The organism is Nocardiopsis ansamitocini (assembly GCF_030268225.1).
In the GTDB taxonomy this organism is placed as follows: Bacteria; Actinomycetota; Actinomycetes; order Streptosporangiales; family Streptosporangiaceae; genus Nocardiopsis_D; species Nocardiopsis_D ansamitocini.
Map to the genome: position 1 here is coordinate 237,099 of NZ_BSQG01000001.1, position 15,264 is coordinate 252,362.

15 protein-coding genes are annotated in these 15,264 nt (G+C 69.4%); 3 read left to right on the forward strand and 12 right to left on the reverse strand.

From position 1 onward, the window contains the following. Positions 1 to 791: 791 nt before the first annotated feature. Together QSJ59_RS01060 and QSJ59_RS01065 are read left to right on the forward strand one after the other, a co-directional pair. Positions 792 to 2,213, forward strand: a complete 1,422-nt coding sequence (locus tag QSJ59_RS01060; RefSeq protein ID WP_285756740.1) for an aldehyde dehydrogenase family protein — start codon at positions 792 to 794, stop codon at positions 2,211 to 2,213. A 134-nt stretch (positions 2,214 to 2,347) separates the two neighbouring features. Continuing rightward, complete coding sequence (locus QSJ59_RS01065) at positions 2,348 to 3,286, forward strand: helix-turn-helix domain-containing protein (RefSeq protein WP_285756741.1); 939 nt, start codon at positions 2,348 to 2,350, stop codon at positions 3,284 to 3,286. 22 nt (positions 3,287 to 3,308) lie between these two features. Here QSJ59_RS01065 and QSJ59_RS01070 read toward each other — a convergent pair whose 3' ends face one another. Further along, positions 3,309 to 4,031 carry a class I SAM-dependent methyltransferase gene (locus QSJ59_RS01070; RefSeq protein ID WP_285756742.1) on the reverse strand — a complete coding sequence of 241 codons (723 nt, stop codon included), beginning with the start codon at positions 4,029 to 4,031 and terminating at the stop codon, positions 3,309 to 3,311. Positions 4,032 to 4,138: 107 nt separating this feature from the next. On the opposite strand from QSJ59_RS01070, the gene QSJ59_RS01075 reads away from it, so the two are divergent. Further along, positions 4,139 to 4,735, forward strand: a complete 597-nt coding sequence (locus QSJ59_RS01075; RefSeq protein WP_285756743.1) for a helix-turn-helix domain-containing protein — start codon at positions 4,139 to 4,141, stop codon at positions 4,733 to 4,735. 166 nt (positions 4,736 to 4,901) lie between these two features. Here QSJ59_RS01075 and QSJ59_RS01080 read toward each other — a convergent pair whose 3' ends face one another. The 11 genes from QSJ59_RS01080 to QSJ59_RS01130 form a co-directional block, all read right to left on the reverse strand. Continuing rightward, positions 4,902 to 5,411, reverse strand: coding sequence for a 2-thiouracil desulfurase family protein (locus QSJ59_RS01080; RefSeq protein WP_285756744.1), 510 nt, complete (start codon positions 5,409 to 5,411; stop codon positions 4,902 to 4,904). Positions 5,412 to 5,532: 121 nt separating this feature from the next. Continuing rightward, complete coding sequence (der, locus tag QSJ59_RS01085) at positions 5,533 to 6,960, reverse strand: ribosome biogenesis GTPase Der (RefSeq protein ID WP_285756745.1); 1,428 nt, start codon at positions 6,958 to 6,960, stop codon at positions 5,533 to 5,535. 131 nt (positions 6,961 to 7,091) lie between these two features. Further along, positions 7,092 to 7,793: a (d)CMP kinase gene (cmk, locus tag QSJ59_RS01090; RefSeq protein ID WP_285756746.1), complete on the reverse strand. Its 702-nt coding sequence runs from the start codon at positions 7,791 to 7,793 to the stop codon at positions 7,092 to 7,094. A 113-nt stretch (positions 7,794 to 7,906) separates the two neighbouring features. Then, on the reverse strand, positions 7,907 to 8,974 hold the full coding sequence (locus QSJ59_RS01095) for a prephenate dehydrogenase (RefSeq protein ID WP_285756747.1): 1,068 nt from the start codon (positions 8,972 to 8,974) through the stop codon (positions 7,907 to 7,909). Between the two features lie 163 nt (positions 8,975 to 9,137). After that, entirely contained in the window at positions 9,138 to 9,500 is a 363-nt protein-coding gene (gene aroH, locus QSJ59_RS01100) for a chorismate mutase (RefSeq protein ID WP_285756748.1), read from the reverse strand. A gap of 24 nt (positions 9,501 to 9,524) precedes the next feature. Next, entirely contained in the window at positions 9,525 to 11,228 is a 1,704-nt protein-coding gene (locus tag QSJ59_RS01105) for a pseudouridine synthase (RefSeq protein WP_285756749.1), read from the reverse strand. After that, positions 11,212 to 11,808, reverse strand: coding sequence for an SMC-Scp complex subunit ScpB (gene scpB, locus QSJ59_RS01110; protein ID WP_285756750.1), 597 nt, complete (start codon positions 11,806 to 11,808; stop codon positions 11,212 to 11,214). The genes QSJ59_RS01105 and scpB overlap by 17 nt, the downstream gene beginning before the upstream one ends. Next, positions 11,805 to 12,647 carry a segregation and condensation protein A gene (locus tag QSJ59_RS01115; protein WP_285756751.1) on the reverse strand — a complete coding sequence of 281 codons (843 nt, stop codon included), beginning with the start codon at positions 12,645 to 12,647 and terminating at the stop codon, positions 11,805 to 11,807. The genes scpB and QSJ59_RS01115 overlap by 4 nt, the downstream gene beginning before the upstream one ends. 65 nt (positions 12,648 to 12,712) lie before the next feature. Continuing rightward, positions 12,713 to 13,129 carry a hypothetical protein gene (locus tag QSJ59_RS01120; protein ID WP_285756752.1) on the reverse strand — a complete coding sequence of 139 codons (417 nt, stop codon included), beginning with the start codon at positions 13,127 to 13,129 and terminating at the stop codon, positions 12,713 to 12,715. Further along, positions 13,102 to 14,073, reverse strand: a complete 972-nt coding sequence (locus QSJ59_RS01125; protein ID WP_285756753.1) for a ParA family protein — start codon at positions 14,071 to 14,073, stop codon at positions 13,102 to 13,104. Before QSJ59_RS01125 ends, QSJ59_RS01120 begins: the two co-directional genes overlap by 28 nt. Before the next feature lie 192 nt (positions 14,074 to 14,265). Beyond that, on the reverse strand, positions 14,266 to 15,249 hold the full coding sequence (locus tag QSJ59_RS01130) for a site-specific tyrosine recombinase XerD (protein WP_285756754.1): 984 nt from the start codon (positions 15,247 to 15,249) through the stop codon (positions 14,266 to 14,268). Positions 15,250 to 15,264: the final 15 nt, after the last annotated feature.

The following is a 15,264-nucleotide window of genomic DNA, read 5'->3' on the forward strand; positions in this document are numbered from 1 at the left end:
TCTTCCGCCGCTCGTGGAGTGCTCGCGGCATCGTCGGATTCGGCGACCGGCAGGAACGGGAGGCGAACGGGACGGGTGACACATATTCCCGATTGGAGGCGTGACGAGGAGCCGGCCACAGATACGGAAAGGAATGAGAAGACCGCCACCCGAATGATCATTGATGCAACCAAGATCACATGGAAGCGCTCCCACGAGACCATAATCGTTACATTCACGGACAACTGTCAACCATTCACGCAGCCCTATTTTTCAATCATGTAAACTTTGCCAATTAGTATAATTTGTCTGCTTTTTCGCTATTGTGCCACTCGGGGGGCGATCGCGGGCAAGCCCTCCCGAGCACAGCCGCCAAGGCCGCCGGAGCACGCCGGCCACATCGGCTCCCGAACTGCGGAAATCCTTACCGGACTCCCCTGCCCAGGCACAAGGCGGGACCGCCCTCCGGCCCGACGGCTGCGCCAACCGCGCCTTTCACCCGGCCGCCTTCTCTTTGCATTGTTCGCCGGGAAGACGATCGAAATAAACCGAAGGCGGGTCCCGCGACTTCACAACCGACCGCAACGACTGCCGAATCGGGGATTCCATCAACGAATCGTTCAATCGCGTCCCCCGGGCTTCACTCAAGGGTGGTACCGGTTTTCCTATGCGATTCCCTCCTGGGAAAAACGCCGCCTGGAAGGCAGCCGCCCGCACGGGGAGCCTTGGAGACGAGAAGCAGCGGGGACAGTGGGACTCTCCACTCCCCGGGGGGAGACGCCCCCTGCTCCCAGGACCCGAGGAAGGCGATCATGCGAGAAAACACCACCCTGTACATCGACGGAACCTGGACCGAGCCCGTGGAGGGATCCGTCCTGGAACTGACCCACCCGGCGGACGGGAACGTCACCGGGCGGGTGGCCCTGGCCGGCGCGGCGGACGTGGACCGAGCGGTCACCGCCGCCGCACGCGCCTTCACCACCTACTCCCGCACCTCTCCCGCCGAACGGATCGCACTGTTGGAGCGGGTCCTGAGCGAGTTCGACCGGCGGACGGAGGACCTGGCGCAGGCCGTCACCGAGGAGATGGGAGCACCGCTGTCGTTGGCCCGGGGCGCGCACGTACCGTCAGGACGCATGCAGATCGTCACCGCGATCGAGGTGTTGAAGGAGTACGTGTTCGAGGAGTCGCGCAACGGAACCGCGATCCGGCACGAGCCGGCTGGAGTCGCCGGGCTGATCACACCGTGGAACTTCCCGGTGCTCCAGGTCGCGGGCAAGACCGCGTCCGCGCTCGCCGCAGGGTGCCCGGTAGTGCTCAAACCCTCCGAGCTCACCCCGTACTCGGCCGCCGTCTTCGCCGAGATCATGGACGCGGCCGACGTTCCGGCGGGGGTCTTCAACCTGGTGTACGGGGACGGCGCGACCGCGGGCACCGCACTGAGCTCGCATCCCGGGGTCGACGTCGTTTCCTTCACCGGTTCCCTGGCCTCGGCGGCGAAGGTCAGCGTCGCCGCTGCGCCCACCATGAAGCGCGTCCACACCGAATTGGGCGGCAAGTCACCGCACGTCCTGCTGCCAGACGCCGACTTCGCCATCGCCGTGGCCACGGTTCACCAGTGGATGATGGCGATGACGGGACAGTTGTGCAGCGCACCCACCCGAACACTCGTTCCGCGGGCACGCCTGGAGGAGTTCCTGTCGGTACTGGTGCCTTCTCTTGAGGCCCTGCGAGTGGGAGATCCGCGTTCCACGGAGACGAGCATGGGTCCGCTCGTCTCCGAGAAGCAGTGGCAGATCGTACAGGGCTACATCCGCGAAGGAATGGCTGCCGGGGCCCGGCTGGTCACCGGCGGCCCCGGAAAGCCGGAGGGCCTGGAGTCGGGCCACTTCGTCCGGCCCACGGTGTTCGCCGACGTCGACAACACCATGGTGATCGCCCGGGAGGAGATCTTCGGCCCTGTCATGTCGGTCATCGCCTACGACACCGTGGACGAGGCCGTCGCCATCGCCAACGACACTCCGTACGGACTGGCCGCCTATGTCGTCGGCGCCGACCTCGACCGGGCGAAAGCCGTCGCGGCACGCGTGCGGGCGGGGGCAGTCCTCGTCAACGACGCCGAGCTCGACTGGACCGCTCCCTGGGGCGGCTACAAACAGTCCGGCAACGGGCGGGAGTTCGGGGTGGACGGCATGAGCGGTTTCCTGGAGACCAAGGTCGTTCACGGCGGCTGACCACCGGCGAAATCCGAGCCTGGGGACGGCTTTCCCTGGATAGCCGTCCCCGGGTTCGGTCACCATAGAGGAACAGGTGGGGTACGAACGGCAGTGTCCGGGCCGTGCAGTCGAGGACGAAGGGACGTTCCCCTATGACGGAGCTGGGCGATTACCTGCGGACGTGCCGCGGCCGGGTGGACCCCGATCAGGTCGGGATGCCGACTTCCGGCCGCCGCCGGGTGCCCGGGCTCCGGCGTGAGGAACTGGCGGCGCTGGCGGGCGTCAGCGTGGACTACATCGTCCGGCTCGAACAAGGGCGGGTCGGGTCCGCCTCCACCGAGGTGTTGACGGCGCTCGCGCGGGCCCTGGAACTGCGGCCCGACGAACAGGAGTATCTTCTGCGCTGCGCGGCGGACTCCGGCCCGGACCGCAGGCGGTCGCGCTCCGGGTCCTCCGGCGATCCGTCGGTCGCGGGCGGGGAGGCCGGTACGCGGAGGCAGCGTGTGTCCTCCGCGACCCGGATGCTGCTGGACAGTATGACGGGGGTGGCCGCGTTGGTGGTGGGGCGGCGGATGGACATCCTCGCCTGGAACGACCTCGCCGGCGCGCTGCTGACCGATTTCGGCCGGGTACCGATCGAACAACGCAACCACATCAGGCTCGCCTTCCTCGATCCTGACGTCCGAAGTCGTTACCTGGACTGGGAGAAGGTCGGCCAGGAATGCGTCGCGTACCTGCGGATGGACGCGGTCGACTACCCGGACGACCCCGCTCTGGCACGCCTGGTCGGCGAACTGTCCGTCAAGGACGCCGATTTTCGCCGTTGGTGGTCCGAGTACCGTGTGCGCGCCCAGCGGTACGGGCGCAAGCGGTTCTCCCACCCGACCGCGGGCGAGATGGTGCTGGACTTCCAGGTGTTGGACGTGCGCGGCTCAAAGAACCAGTCCCTGGTCGTCTACACCGCCGAACCCGGTTCCCGTTCGGCGGAGGCCCTCGCCTTCTTGTCTGGCTGGGCCGGCACGGGGGCGTCCGCCGCTGCGGGGGCCGGGCGTCCGGCCGACCGTTCCCCGCGGGCAGGCGACGGGTCGTGACGGCCGGGGCCGGAGTCAGCCCTTACCGGTCCGCGGGCAGGCGGCGGGTGGCCCGGACGAGGACGTCGTGGATCGTGGTCGCGTGGCCGTCGTGACCGGTCATGGCCCGGTGTGACTCCTGGGCGGTCACGACCTCCCACTGGGCGGGGTCGAGGCGGGCGGTGATGGCGGCAGCGGTCGCCGAGGCCGAGGCGGGCGGCCCGTCAGGGTCATGCCCGTGTCCATGCCCGTGTCCGTCCGCGGTGGCGTCGTGGTGGAGGTGGCCGACGATGAGGAGGGTGCCTGCGGGGGCCACCCACGAGGCGATGCGGTCGTAGAACTCCAGCTGCGGCATCGCGGGGTGTGCGTAGTGGGTGGTGACCAGGTCGTAGCGGGTGCCCGGCTCCCAGGTGGACAGGTCCGTCCGGACCCATCGGACCCGTTCGGCGACTTCGGCGTCTGCGGCGCGCTCGGCGGCGCGGTCGAGTGCAGCCGGAGCGATGTCGGCCCCGGTGACCTGCCAGCCACGCGTGGCGAGCCAAATCGCCTCGGCTCCGGCACCGCAGCCCGCGTCGAGGGCCGTCCCGGGTACCAGGTCGCCGACCTCCTGGACGAGGTGCGGGTTGGGCCGACCGGTTCCCATGGACTGGGCGCGGTCGCCCTGCCAGATCTGGTCCCAGTACTCGTTGTCGAACGTGTGCTCCACCTGGTGGTGTCCGTCATCGGCGACGACCACGTCGCGGGTTGTTCCTGTCAGCTCTGCCATGTCTGCCCTCTCGACGATGCGCGGCTGCCGATTCGACACCCGCTCTCCGAGAATGGCCACCGGTCGACAAAATTGCAAACACTGTTGCCGAATGGCAAAATCGACGGATGGACCACTCGACGGACCGCACGCTCGACGCCGTGGGGCCACGGTTGAAACAGCTGCGACAGCGCCGCGACATCACGTTGACCCACCTCGCCGAGGAGACCGGCATCTCGACCAGCACGCTGTCCAGGCTCGAGGCCGGTCTCCGACGCCCCACCCTGGAACAGCTGCTGCCGCTGGCACGCGTGTACGGCGTCACCCTGGACGAGCTCGTAGACGCGCCGCCGACCGGCGACCCGCGCATCAACCTGCGCCCGATTCCCACCGGCGACGGCCGGACCGTCCTGCCCTTGAGCCGCAGGCCCGGTGGCATCCAGGCCTACAAGTTCATCCTTCCCACCGGACGCGACGACGCCGAACCCGACCTCCGCACCCACGAAGGCTACGACTGGGCCTTCGTCCTCAACGGCAGACTACGACTCGTCCTCGGCGAGCACGACCTGATTCTCGAACCCGGTGAGGCCGTCGAGTTCGACACCCGAACCCCGCACTGGTTCGGCGCCACCGGCTCGGGCCCCGTGGAGTTCCTCAGCCTTGTCGGCAAACAGGGAGAACGCGCGCATGTCCGCGCCGCCTCCAGACAGCACGGATCGGCATAGAGCGATTTTGTTCGGGTGAAGCGGCAGCGTTTGCCGACGAGGCCGAGAAACGCCCCTCGTCACGGCATCGGCGTGGTCGGTGCGGAGCAGTATGCCGGGCACCGGGGCGCCTTCATCGGCTGGGGGCAGGGGCAGGGCGGGCCGCACGCCCATCGGTTCGGGTGGGCTACCGGGGCGTGTCCTCCCGCTCCAGGTCGAGGAGGCGCCCCTGAACCTGGAGGATCTCGTTCTCGGTGAAGACGTCGATGCCGTTGTCGCGGAGCAGCCGGGTGGTGACGCCCTCCCCCGGCGTCCTCGCACCGGTGAACGTACCGTCGTAGACCTCGTGCAGACCGCAGGAGGGGCTGCCCTCCTTGAGCACGGCGAGCCGGACCCCGTGTTTGCGGGCCGCCCGCAGAGCGGCGTGCGCTCCGGCCAGGAAGAAACGCGTGGCGTCATCCCCGTCGGGGGTGCGGATGTGCGCCTCACCGGCAAGGACCGCCGAGGCATCGCGGCCGGGCTCGATCTCGGCGGGCGGCCGGGGCACGGGCAGCCCGCCGGCGATCTCCGGGCAGAACGCGACCAGGCGCCCTTCGGCTCGCCACCGCCCGAACACCACGTGATCGGTGGGCTTGGCCCGACCGTCATAGCGCACCGGCTGCCCCATCAGGCAGGCGCTGACCAGGATCCGCTCCACCGCTCTCCCCCGCTCTCCCCCGCTTCCGAAGGGCAGAGTACCCCGCCCCTGACCCACGCAACGGGCCCCGGACCGCAGAAGCGATCCGGGGCCCGCAAGCGCGTACGGGGAAGGCGGAGTACTACTTGTTCCAGTCCGGGCGCACGCTGCCCTTGGAGGCGCGGCTCTGGCCGCCCTTGCCGGCCTTCTTCTCCCGGATGCGCATGCTCACCTTCACCGGGGTGCCCTCGAAGCCGAAGTCCTCGCGCAGTCGGCGCTCGATGAACCGGCGGTAGTTCTCCTCCAGGAAACCGGTGGTGAAGAGCACGATGTGCGGCGGACGGGAGTCGGCCTGGGTGGCGAACAGGATCTTGGGCTGCTTGCCGCCGCGCACGGGTGGCGGAGTGGCCGCGACCAGTTCCTTGACCCAACCGTTGAGACGTCCGGTGGAGATACGGGTGTCCCAGCCGGCCAGGCCCGTCTCGATGGCGGGCACGAGCTTCTCGACGTGGCGCCCGGTGGCGGCCGCGATGTTGACCCGCGGGGCCCAGCTGACCCGGCCCAGCTGCCGGTCGATCTCCTTCTCCAGGTAGTAGCGGCGGTCCTCGTCCAACAGGTCCCACTTGTTGAACGCCAGGACGAGCGCACGACCGGCCTCGACGACCTGCTCCACCACGCGGATGTCCTGCTCTGCGAGTGGCTCGCTGACGTCGAGCAGCACGACCGCCACCTCGGCGCGCTCCAGCGCGACGTTGGTGCGCATCGTGGCGTAGTAGTCGGCGCCCTGGAGCGCACGGAAGCGCTTGCGGATACCGGCGGTGTCGATGAACTTCCAGGTCGTGCCGCCCAGCTCCACCAACTCGTCCACCGCGTCGCGGGTGGTGCCGGCCACGGAGTCGACGACCACGCGGTCCTCGCCGGCGAGCCGGTTGAGCAGGCTGGACTTGCCGACGTTGGGCCGCCCCACCAGCGCGATGCGCCGAGGGCCGTCCTCGACCTCCTCGGCCTCCAGGGGTGCGGGCACCGGCATCGCCGCCATCATGGCGTCCAGCAGGTCACCGGTTCCGCGTCCGTGCAGGGCGCTGACCGCGAACGGCTCGCCCACACCGAGGTTCCACAGCACGAGGGCGTCGGAGTCGCCCATGGGACCGTCCACCTTGTTGGCGGCCAGCACGACGGGCTTCTTGGTGGCGCGCAGGACACGCGTGACGGCCTCGTCGGTGTCGGTGACGCCGACGGTGGCATCGACGACGAAGAGGATCACGTCGGCGGTCTCGGCGGCGTACTCGGCCTGTCGGGCGACCATGGCGGCCAGACCGCTCACGCTGGTCTCCCAGCCGCCGGTGTCGACGAGGGTGAACTCGCGCCCCTGCCAGGTGGCGTCATAGGCGACACGGTCGCGGGTCACGCCGGGGACGTCCTCCACGACCGCTTCGCGGCGGCCGATGATTCGGTTCACCAGCGACGACTTGCCGACGTTGGGTCGTCCCACGACCGCGACGACGGGTTTGACGACGGCGTCCTCGCCGTCGGCGATCGCGTCGTCGGGCACGTCGAAAATGTCACTCATCAGGTATCTCTCCCGGTAGCAGAGTCCCCACGCGCCCAGGATGCGTGCCGCGGGGAGTGGTGGTGCGCGCCTCCTGGAAAGGAGACGCGATGAAACCCGGTTCCCACCGCTCGGGGCGGGAACCGGTGCGCTCAGAGGCCGCGCGTCTGGGCCTCGTCGGCAAGTTTGACGACCAGTCCGACAACCTCGTCCAAGGACAGGCCCGTGGTGTCCAGTTCGGTGGCGTCTGCTGTCTGGGTCAGCGGTGACACCGCCCGGCTGGAGTCGAGCTTGTCGCGGCGGGCCAGCGCCGCCTGGGTCGCCGCGACATCGCTCGAATGGACTTCTTTGCTGCGCCGCTGCGCACGCGCTTCGGCGCTGGCGGTCAGGAACAGCTTCACCGGGGCGTCGGGTGCGACCACCGTGGTGATATCGCGGCCCTCGACGACGATGCCGCCGACGGCCGCGCACTCCTCGGCGATGATCTCGCGCTGACGCGCCACGAGCCGCTCGCGCACCTCGGGGACGGCGCTGACCGCGCTGACGTTTCCAGTGACCTCATCGGTCCTGATCGCCTGGGCCACGTCCGTGCCATCCACCTGGACGGTGGGGGCGGAGGGATCGGTGCCCATCGTGATGACCGGCCGCGACGCCGCCTGCGCGACGGCTGCCGCGTCGGTGACATCGATCTGGTTGGAGACCATCCACCAGGTGATGGCTCGGTACATCGCCCCGGTATCGAGGTAGCGCCAGTCGCGGGCCTTCGCCACGCCTTTGGCCGTGCTTGACTTGCCCGACCCAGAGGGACCGTCGATAGCGATGACGATTCCTTCGGCGCGACCTTGCCCGCTCAACTTAGGCTCTCTTTCCGGGGTGGGGATTCCATCTCATCTCAACGGCCAAGCGTACCCGGGTCCGCGCGGGGGTCCGGACTAGCTGGCCACCAGGCTGTCTGGCCACCAGGCTGTTACGGGTGAACCGACCATCCGCGGTCGGCGAGGGCCTGGGCGAGGTCGGCGACGGCAAGGCGCTCCACCGAGAGCTGGGCGACACCCAGCGGCAGGCCGGGCGAGTGGTCGATCCTGACGTCTTCGATGTTGACGCCGGCGTCTGCCGCCGCGGCGAACAACCGTCCCAGGGCACCGGGTTCGTCGGGGATGACCACGGGCAGGACCGTGTAGTCGGGCATGGCCCGGCCGCCGTGCTTGCCGGGGATGCGGTCGTGTCCGGCGACACCGCGCCGCAGGAGCTCGGTGACCGCCTCCCCTTCGTGGGCGCGCAGGGCGGTCGCGGCGGTTGCGAGGTCGAGGGCGATGGCGTCGAGGATGTCGGCCACCGGCCGGGAGTTGTGGCCGAGGATCTCCAACCACATACCGGGATCGCCCCCGGCGATGCGCGTGACGTCGCGCACGCCCTGGCCGGCCAGGGCGAGCGCGTCGGAGTCACCGCCGAGGAGGCGGGCGGCGACAGCAGCCGAGGCCACGTGGGGGGCGTGCGACACCAGGGCCACGGCCCGGTCGTGGGCCGCGGCGTCCAGGGTGACGGGGGTGGCCCCGCACAACTCGGCGAGAGCGGTGACGAGGGCGAGCGCACCCGGGTCGGTTTTGGCGGTGGGGCACAGCGCCCAGGAGCGCCCCAGGAACAGGTCGGCGCGCGCCGCGCTGGGCCCCTGCTTCTCCCGTCCCCCCATCGGATGGCCGGGGACGTAGGTGGCGAGGTCGCAGCCGAGCGCGCCCGCCTCGCTGATCATGGACGCCTTCACGCTGGCCACGTCGGTGTAGACGTGGGCCAGCCCGCGCTCCTGGGCGTCACGCAGTACCGCGGGCACCACCCGCGGCGGGGCGGCGATGACGGCCACGTCCGCGGGGCGTCCAGGATCGGTGGTCAGCGGATGCCCCGCCCCGAGTTCGCAGGCGAGTCGCAGCGTCGCCGGGTCCCGGTCCGACAGTTCGACCCGGATTCCGTGGCGGGTCAGTGCCAGCGCGATCGACGTCCCGATCAGCCCGGCCCCCACTACGACCGCGCGCTCGACCATGTTCGGTTCGCTCCCGTTTTTGCCGCTCAGAATGGTTGTCGTCCAGGTTAGGGCACGTGTGCGCCGGCCGCGAAGCCCCTTCGGGGCGCGTCTGGGCACGGCAACGCGCAGAGGGGGCGCACCGCCTGGGCGGCACACCCCCTCTGCGTCGACCGAAACGGCCCTACTGGGCGATGTCCAAGCGCAGTGCCTGAGCCCCGTGCAGGTAGACGTGCTGAAGTTCGGTGCGCGCACGCTCGGTCTCCACGTGGGCCATGAGGCGGACCACTCGGGGCAGTGCGTGGGGCACCGCGATCTCGGTCGCGCACATCAGCGGAACATCGGAGAACCCGACCTTGCGCGCGGCAAGGGCAGGAAACTCCGAGGCGAGGTCGGGGGTGGCGGTGAACAGCACGCTGATCACGTCGTCCGTGGTCAATTCGTTTCTGCGCATCACTTCCGAGACCAGTTCGGCGGTGGCCTCCAACACGAGCTCGCGCTCGTCGGAGTCCACCTGGACCGCGCCCCGGATCGCTCGTACCGCCACTGTCGTCCTCCGATAATCCGTCAACTACATCCCTGCGGCAGTGTAGAGCTCGCTGACCTCCTTGGGGCTCAACGCGCGCATGGTACCGATTTTCAGGGAGTTGATGCCGATGGGCCCGACCTGGGTGCGGGCGAGGTCCGCGACCGGGTGGCCGACCGCTTCCATGAGGCGGCGCACGATGTGCTTGCGCCCCTCGTGCAGGCGGATCTCCACCAGGGCCCGCGGTTCCGCGTCGTCGACCACTCGGAAGGAGTCGACCTTCACGGGACCGTCCTCCAGCTCCACTCCCTCGCGGATCTGCTTGACGACCTCGCGCGGGATGGGACCGTTCACCTTGGCGATATAGGTCTTGATGACCTTGTAGCGCGGGTGGGTGAGGCGATTGGCCAGATCGCCGTCGTTGGTGAGCAGGATGAGGCCCTCGGTCTCGGTGTCGAGCCGGCCGACGTGGAACAACCGCTCGTCGGTCTGGCCCGCGTAGTCGGCGAGGGTGGGGCGGCCTTCGGGGTCGGACATGGTGCTGACCACACCGCGCGGCTTGTTCAGCGCGTAGTAGAGCATGTCCGGCGCGGTGGCGACCCGCATGTCGTCGACGCGGATCTCGGACTTCTCCGGGTCGACACGGGCGCCGAAGCGCCGCACGATCTGGCCGTCGACCGAGACGCGCCCGGCCGCGATCAGCTCTTCGCTGGCGCGCCGGCTGGCCACGCCGGCCTGGGCGAGCGCCTTTTGCAGCCGGATACCGCCGGGCACGTCGGTGTAGGTGTCGCGGGGGCCGTCGGCGGCGTCGTCGTCACGGGGGTTGTACTCCGCGCGCAACGCGCGGAGGCGGGCCTGGGCCTTGGCCGACAGCTCCTGCTCCGCGCGGGCCGTGGAACGGCCGGGACGGTCGACGTAGTGCCGTTGCTTGTCGCCGCGGGGACGCTCCTCACGGGAGCCGCCGCCCGCGCCTGCACGGTCGTCACGGCTGGCATAGGAACCGCGAGAGTCACGGGAGTCACGACCGGAGGAACCCCGGTCATCACGACTGCCATAGGACCCCCCACCGCGCGGACGGTCGTCACGGCCCGACGGGCCACGGTTGGCGGAACCACGATCGTCGCGGTTGTACGAACCACCACGCGGACGGTCATCGCGGCTGCCATAGGAACCGCGAGAGTCACGGGAGTCACGACCGGAAGAACCCCGGTCGTCACGGCCCGACGGACCACGGTTGGCGGAACCACGGGAGTCATGGGAATCACGACGGTCACCACCGCGCTCGTCACGCGCATACGAACCACCGCGAGAACGGTCGTCGCGGTTGCCGTAGGAACCCCCACCACGCGGACGGTCATCGCGGCTGGCGTAGGAACCCCCACCACGCGGACGGTCATCGCGGCTGGCGTAGGAACCACGAGAGTCACGGGAGTCACGACCGGAAGAACCCCGGTCGTCACGGCTGTACGAACCACCGCGAGAGTCACGGGAGTCACGACCGGAGGAACCCCGATCGTCACGGCTGCCATAGGAACCCCCGCCACGCGGACGGTCGTCACGGCTGGCATAGGAACCGCGATTGTCCCGGCTTCCGTAGGAGCCGCGGGAGGAACGGTCGGATTCGCCGCGCTCACCACGCGGGGTGGAGTTGCCGCGCTCACCGCGCGGGTCGGGTCGGCCGCGCTCACCGCGCGCGCCATAGGAGCCCCGGTCGTTGCGGGGGCCGTCATCGTTACGTGGTGTGTTCACCGGTGTCGTCGAGACCTTCGATGTCGTCGGGCAGAAATGGTGCGAGGTCGGGAAGCTCGTCGAGGCTGCGCAGCCCCAGTCGCTCCAGGAAATAGCTGGTCGTGCGGTACAGCAACGCACCGGATTCGGTGTCGTGGCCGGCCTCTTCGATCAGCCCCCGCAATACGAGGGTACGCATAACACCGTCGCAGTTGACACCGCGTACGGCCGAAACCCTTCCCCGGGAGACCGGCTGGCGGTAGGCGACCACCGCCATGGTTTCCAGTGCGGCCTGGGTCAACCGCACTTCGTGGCCGTCGCGCAGGAAGTGCTCGACGGCCTCGGCGCACTCGGGACGGGTGTAGAAACGCCACCCCTCGGCGACCTCACGAAGGTCGAAACCACGCCCCTGCTCGGTGTATTCCCGTGCCATGTCGTGCAGTGCGGCGGCGATCTCCTCCACCTCGACTCCGAAGGCGCGTGCCAGCTCGTACTCGGCCACCGGCTGGTCCACGACCATCAGGACCGCCTCCAGGTCGCGGCGCAGCACGGCGGGAACCCCGCCCCTGTCACGGTCGGCCTGGGTACTGGTGTGACTCACGTGGTCGCTCCGTTGTCGTCGGGATCGTCATCGTCGTCGGGGTCCTTGGTCCGGCCGTACTCATCGGCGACCGTCACCTCGCCGGCCCCGCTCCCGGTCCAGGTGATCAGGAGGGCACCCAACGGCTCGGGTTGATCGAACCCGACGTTGGCGGCGCGGTAGAGCTCCAGCAGTGCCAGGAACCGCGCGACGACCTCGAAGGTACCGGTGCAGTCGACGGTGAGTTCGGCGAACGACAGGCTCCCCCGTTCTCGTAGCGCCTCCACGACCAGCAGCCCCTGCTCCGCAACCGAGGTCTTGGTCTGGTGGATGTGCGTCACCGGGACGCTCGGCGGTTCCTTGGGGGTGAGTGCGCGCACCGCGAGCGCGGCGAACTCTTGGGGGCCGAGCCGGATGAAGACGTCGGGGCGGGCCTCGGCGAAGCGCGGCTCCAGGCCGACGGCGCGCGGGTAGCGGCGGCTGTGGGAGAAGATCCGGCCGGAGAAGACCGCGGCGACCTCCTTGTAGGCCCGGTACTGGAGTAGCCGGGCGAACAGCAGGTCACGGGCTTCCAGAAGGGCGAGGTCGGCCTCGTCCTCCACGTCCCCGCGTGGTAGCAGCCGCGCCGCTTTCAGGTCGAGCAGCGTGGCCGCCACCAGCAGGAAATTGCTCGCCAGATCGAGGTCCCAGGAATCTCCGTGGGCCTTGATGTGGGCGATGAACTCGTCGGTGACCTTCGACAGCGACACCTCGGTGATGTCCAGTTTGTGCTTGGAGATCAGCCCCAGCAGTAGGTCGAAGGGGCCTTCGAAGTTGTCGAGATGGACCTGGAAGCCGCTCGGAAGCGTCTCCTCGGTCACGGCGCGAAGATCGAAATGGAGTGGGTCATGTGTACCAGGGTGGCACCGCCTGCGCGGTGCCCGACCTAGTTCTCCGCGAGCCGCTGCACCAGCATGCTCGCGTCACCGTGCTCTTCGAAGTCCGCCAGCAGGACGGCGACCGCCTCGCGGACGATCCGGCCCCGGTCGGCGCTGAGCCCGTGCTCGGCGCGCAGCGTCAACCGGGTCTGCTCCAGGGCGAGGAGTTCGGCGGCGGAAACATACACCGTGATCTTCTCGTCATGGCGCTGCCGACCGCTCGGCTCGGGTGCGGCGCGCTTCTTCTTCGCCGCGGATACCGGGCGGGCCCGCTTCTTGGGCACCACCTCGACTTCTGCCAGGGCTACCGGATCGGCCACAGGGGCGACCGGTTCGGTCTCGGCCGCGGGGGCCGCGGACGTGGGCCTGAAGAACAGGTCCGCCGCACCGGGCAGCGTCACGCGTCGTGAACGCTGAGAGGCCACCTGGCGAGCACCTCCTTGGCCAGTTCGCGGTAGGCGTTGGCGCCCGCCGATGAGGAGTCGAATCGGGTGATCGGCTCGCCCGCCACGGTGGCGTCGGGGAACCGGATGGTGCGATTGATGACGGTGTTGTAGACCTTGTCGCCGAACCCGTCGATGATGGTGGCCAGCACCTCCCGCGCGTGCAGCGTGCGCGGGTCGTACATGGTGCCGAGGAAACCGTCGATCACCAGGTCCTCGTTGAGGCGTTCCTGGACCTTCTGGATGGTGTCCATGAGCAGTGCCACACCGCGCAGTGCGAAGAACTCGCACTCCAGCGGCACGATCACACCGTGGGCGGCCGTGAGCGCGTTGACGGTCAGCAGCCCCAGCGAGGGCTGGCAGTCGATGAGCACGACGTCGTAGTCGTTGATCACCGGGGCCAGCGCGCGGCCCAGCATCTGCTCGCGCGCCACCTCGCCCACCAGCTGCACTTCGGCGGCCGAGAGGTCGATGTTGCTCGGGATGAGGTCGAGGCCCTCGATGCTGGTCTTGAGCAGCACGTCCTCGACCGTGACGTCGCGCTGCATCAGCAGGTTGTAGACGGTGAGATCGAGCTCACGCGGGTCCAGTCTCCCCAGGCCCACCGAGAGCGCGCCCTGAGGGTCGAAGTCCACGAGCAGGACCCGCCGGCCGAACTCGGCTATGGCAGCGCCGAGGTTGATGGTGGTTGTGGTCTTGCCTACCCCACCCTTCTGGTTGCACAGTGCCACGACCCGTGCGGGGCCGTGCTGGTCGAGTGCGACCGGGGCCGGGAACTCCGGCTTTGGTCTGTTGATGATCGTGGTCAGTGCCGCCCCCGTGCTGCGTGTGTGCCCCCAGGGATTGCTTGCCGACTCAGGTTCCGCCTCTTCACCGACGGAGACCGGTGCTGCTGTCTCCGCGTCGTCGTTTCCCGACCAGCTCACAACCCAGGACCTCCCTACGGACCAGCCATTCGTTACCAGTTCAGGCGAACCGGTTGACTGGCCGTCGGAAAAACTCAATATGTCGACAGCGTTGGACCGTCGTTCGGCGACTCTAGAACGTGCGGGGGTGCGAATCAACGCGACACTCGCGGCCTTGACCCTCACCGGACCCTGCCTGGACCCGGGCCTGACTCAGTCCAGCGCGGCGGCCCGAGGGTGGGCGGCCGCGTACACCTCGCGCAGCCGATCGACCGTCACCAGGGTGTAGACCTGCGTGGTCGTGACCGAGGCGTGGCCGAGCAGTTCCTGGACAACGCGCACGTCAGCACCCCCGTCGAGCAGGTGGGTGGCGAAGGAGTGCCGCAGGGTGTGCGGCGAGACATCGTTGAGCCCGGCCCGCTCGGCGGCCGAGCGCAGTACCGCCCACGCGCCCTGGCGGGTCAACCGACCGCCCCGGGCGTTGAGCAGCAGCGCGGGTGTACCGCGGCCGGAGGCGGCCAGTGCCGGTCGGGCCCGGACCAGGTAGGCGTCCAACGCCTCACGGGCGAACCGGCCGACGGGAACGAGGCGTTCCTTTCCGCCTTTCCCGCGAAACCGCACCACGCGCACTCCTTCGGCCCCGGAGTCCGCGCGCAACCGGTCGATGTCGTCGACGTCGAGGCCGACCGCCTCGGAAATACGCGCACCCGTACCGTAGAGGAGTTCCAGCAGGGCCCGGTCGCGCAGTGCGCGCGGGTCCTCCTCGCCGGACACCGCGGCCAACAGCGTCTCGACGTCGTGGAGCGAGATGGCTTTGGGCAGCCGTCTGGGCGGTGTGGGCGGGCGGACCTCGCGCGCGGGGTCGCCCCCGGTGATCCCCTCGCGCAGCGCGAACCGGTGCAGGCCGCGCACCGCCACGACCGTGCGTCCTGCCGAGTTGACGCCCAGCGGCGGGTGGCCGGTGCTGCCCTCGCGCAGGACGCGCAGGAAGGCCGCGACGTCCTCGGCGCCTACGCCTGCCAGTTCCCCGACGCCTCGCTGCGCCAGGAACTCCAGGTAGCGGCGCAGGTCGCGCCGGTAGGAGGTAAGGGTGTTCTCGGCGAGGCCGCGTTCGACCGTGAGGTGATCGAGGTAACCGCGCACGGCCGCCAGCAGGGCGGCTGCGGGCTCAACCGGCTGCGGCCCCTGCTCGGTCATCGTCTGCAAGCTCCC

What these genes read in the sequence shown, in the direction of transcription:
- QSJ59_RS01060 (WP_285756740.1), top strand. Translation starts at nt 792, where the DNA reads ATGCGAGAAAACACCACCCTGTACATCGACGGAACCTGGACCGAGCCC.
- QSJ59_RS01065 (WP_285756741.1), top strand. Translation starts at nt 2,348, where the DNA reads ATGACGGAGCTGGGCGATTACCTGCGGACGTGCCGCGGCCGGGTGGAC.
- QSJ59_RS01070 (WP_285756742.1), bottom strand. Translation starts at nt 4,031, where the DNA reads ATGGCAGAGCTGACAGGAACAACCCGCGACGTGGTCGTCGCCGATGAC.
- QSJ59_RS01075 (WP_285756743.1), top strand. Translation starts at nt 4,139, where the DNA reads ATGGACCACTCGACGGACCGCACGCTCGACGCCGTGGGGCCACGGTTG.
- der (WP_285756745.1), bottom strand. Translation starts at nt 6,960, where the DNA reads ATGAGTGACATTTTCGACGTGCCCGACGACGCGATCGCCGACGGCGAG.
- QSJ59_RS01095 (WP_285756747.1), bottom strand. Translation starts at nt 8,974, where the DNA reads ATGGTCGAGCGCGCGGTCGTAGTGGGGGCCGGGCTGATCGGGACGTCG.
- QSJ59_RS01130 (WP_285756754.1), bottom strand. Translation starts at nt 15,249, where the DNA reads ATGACCGAGCAGGGGCCGCAGCCGGTTGAGCCCGCAGCCGCCCTGCTG.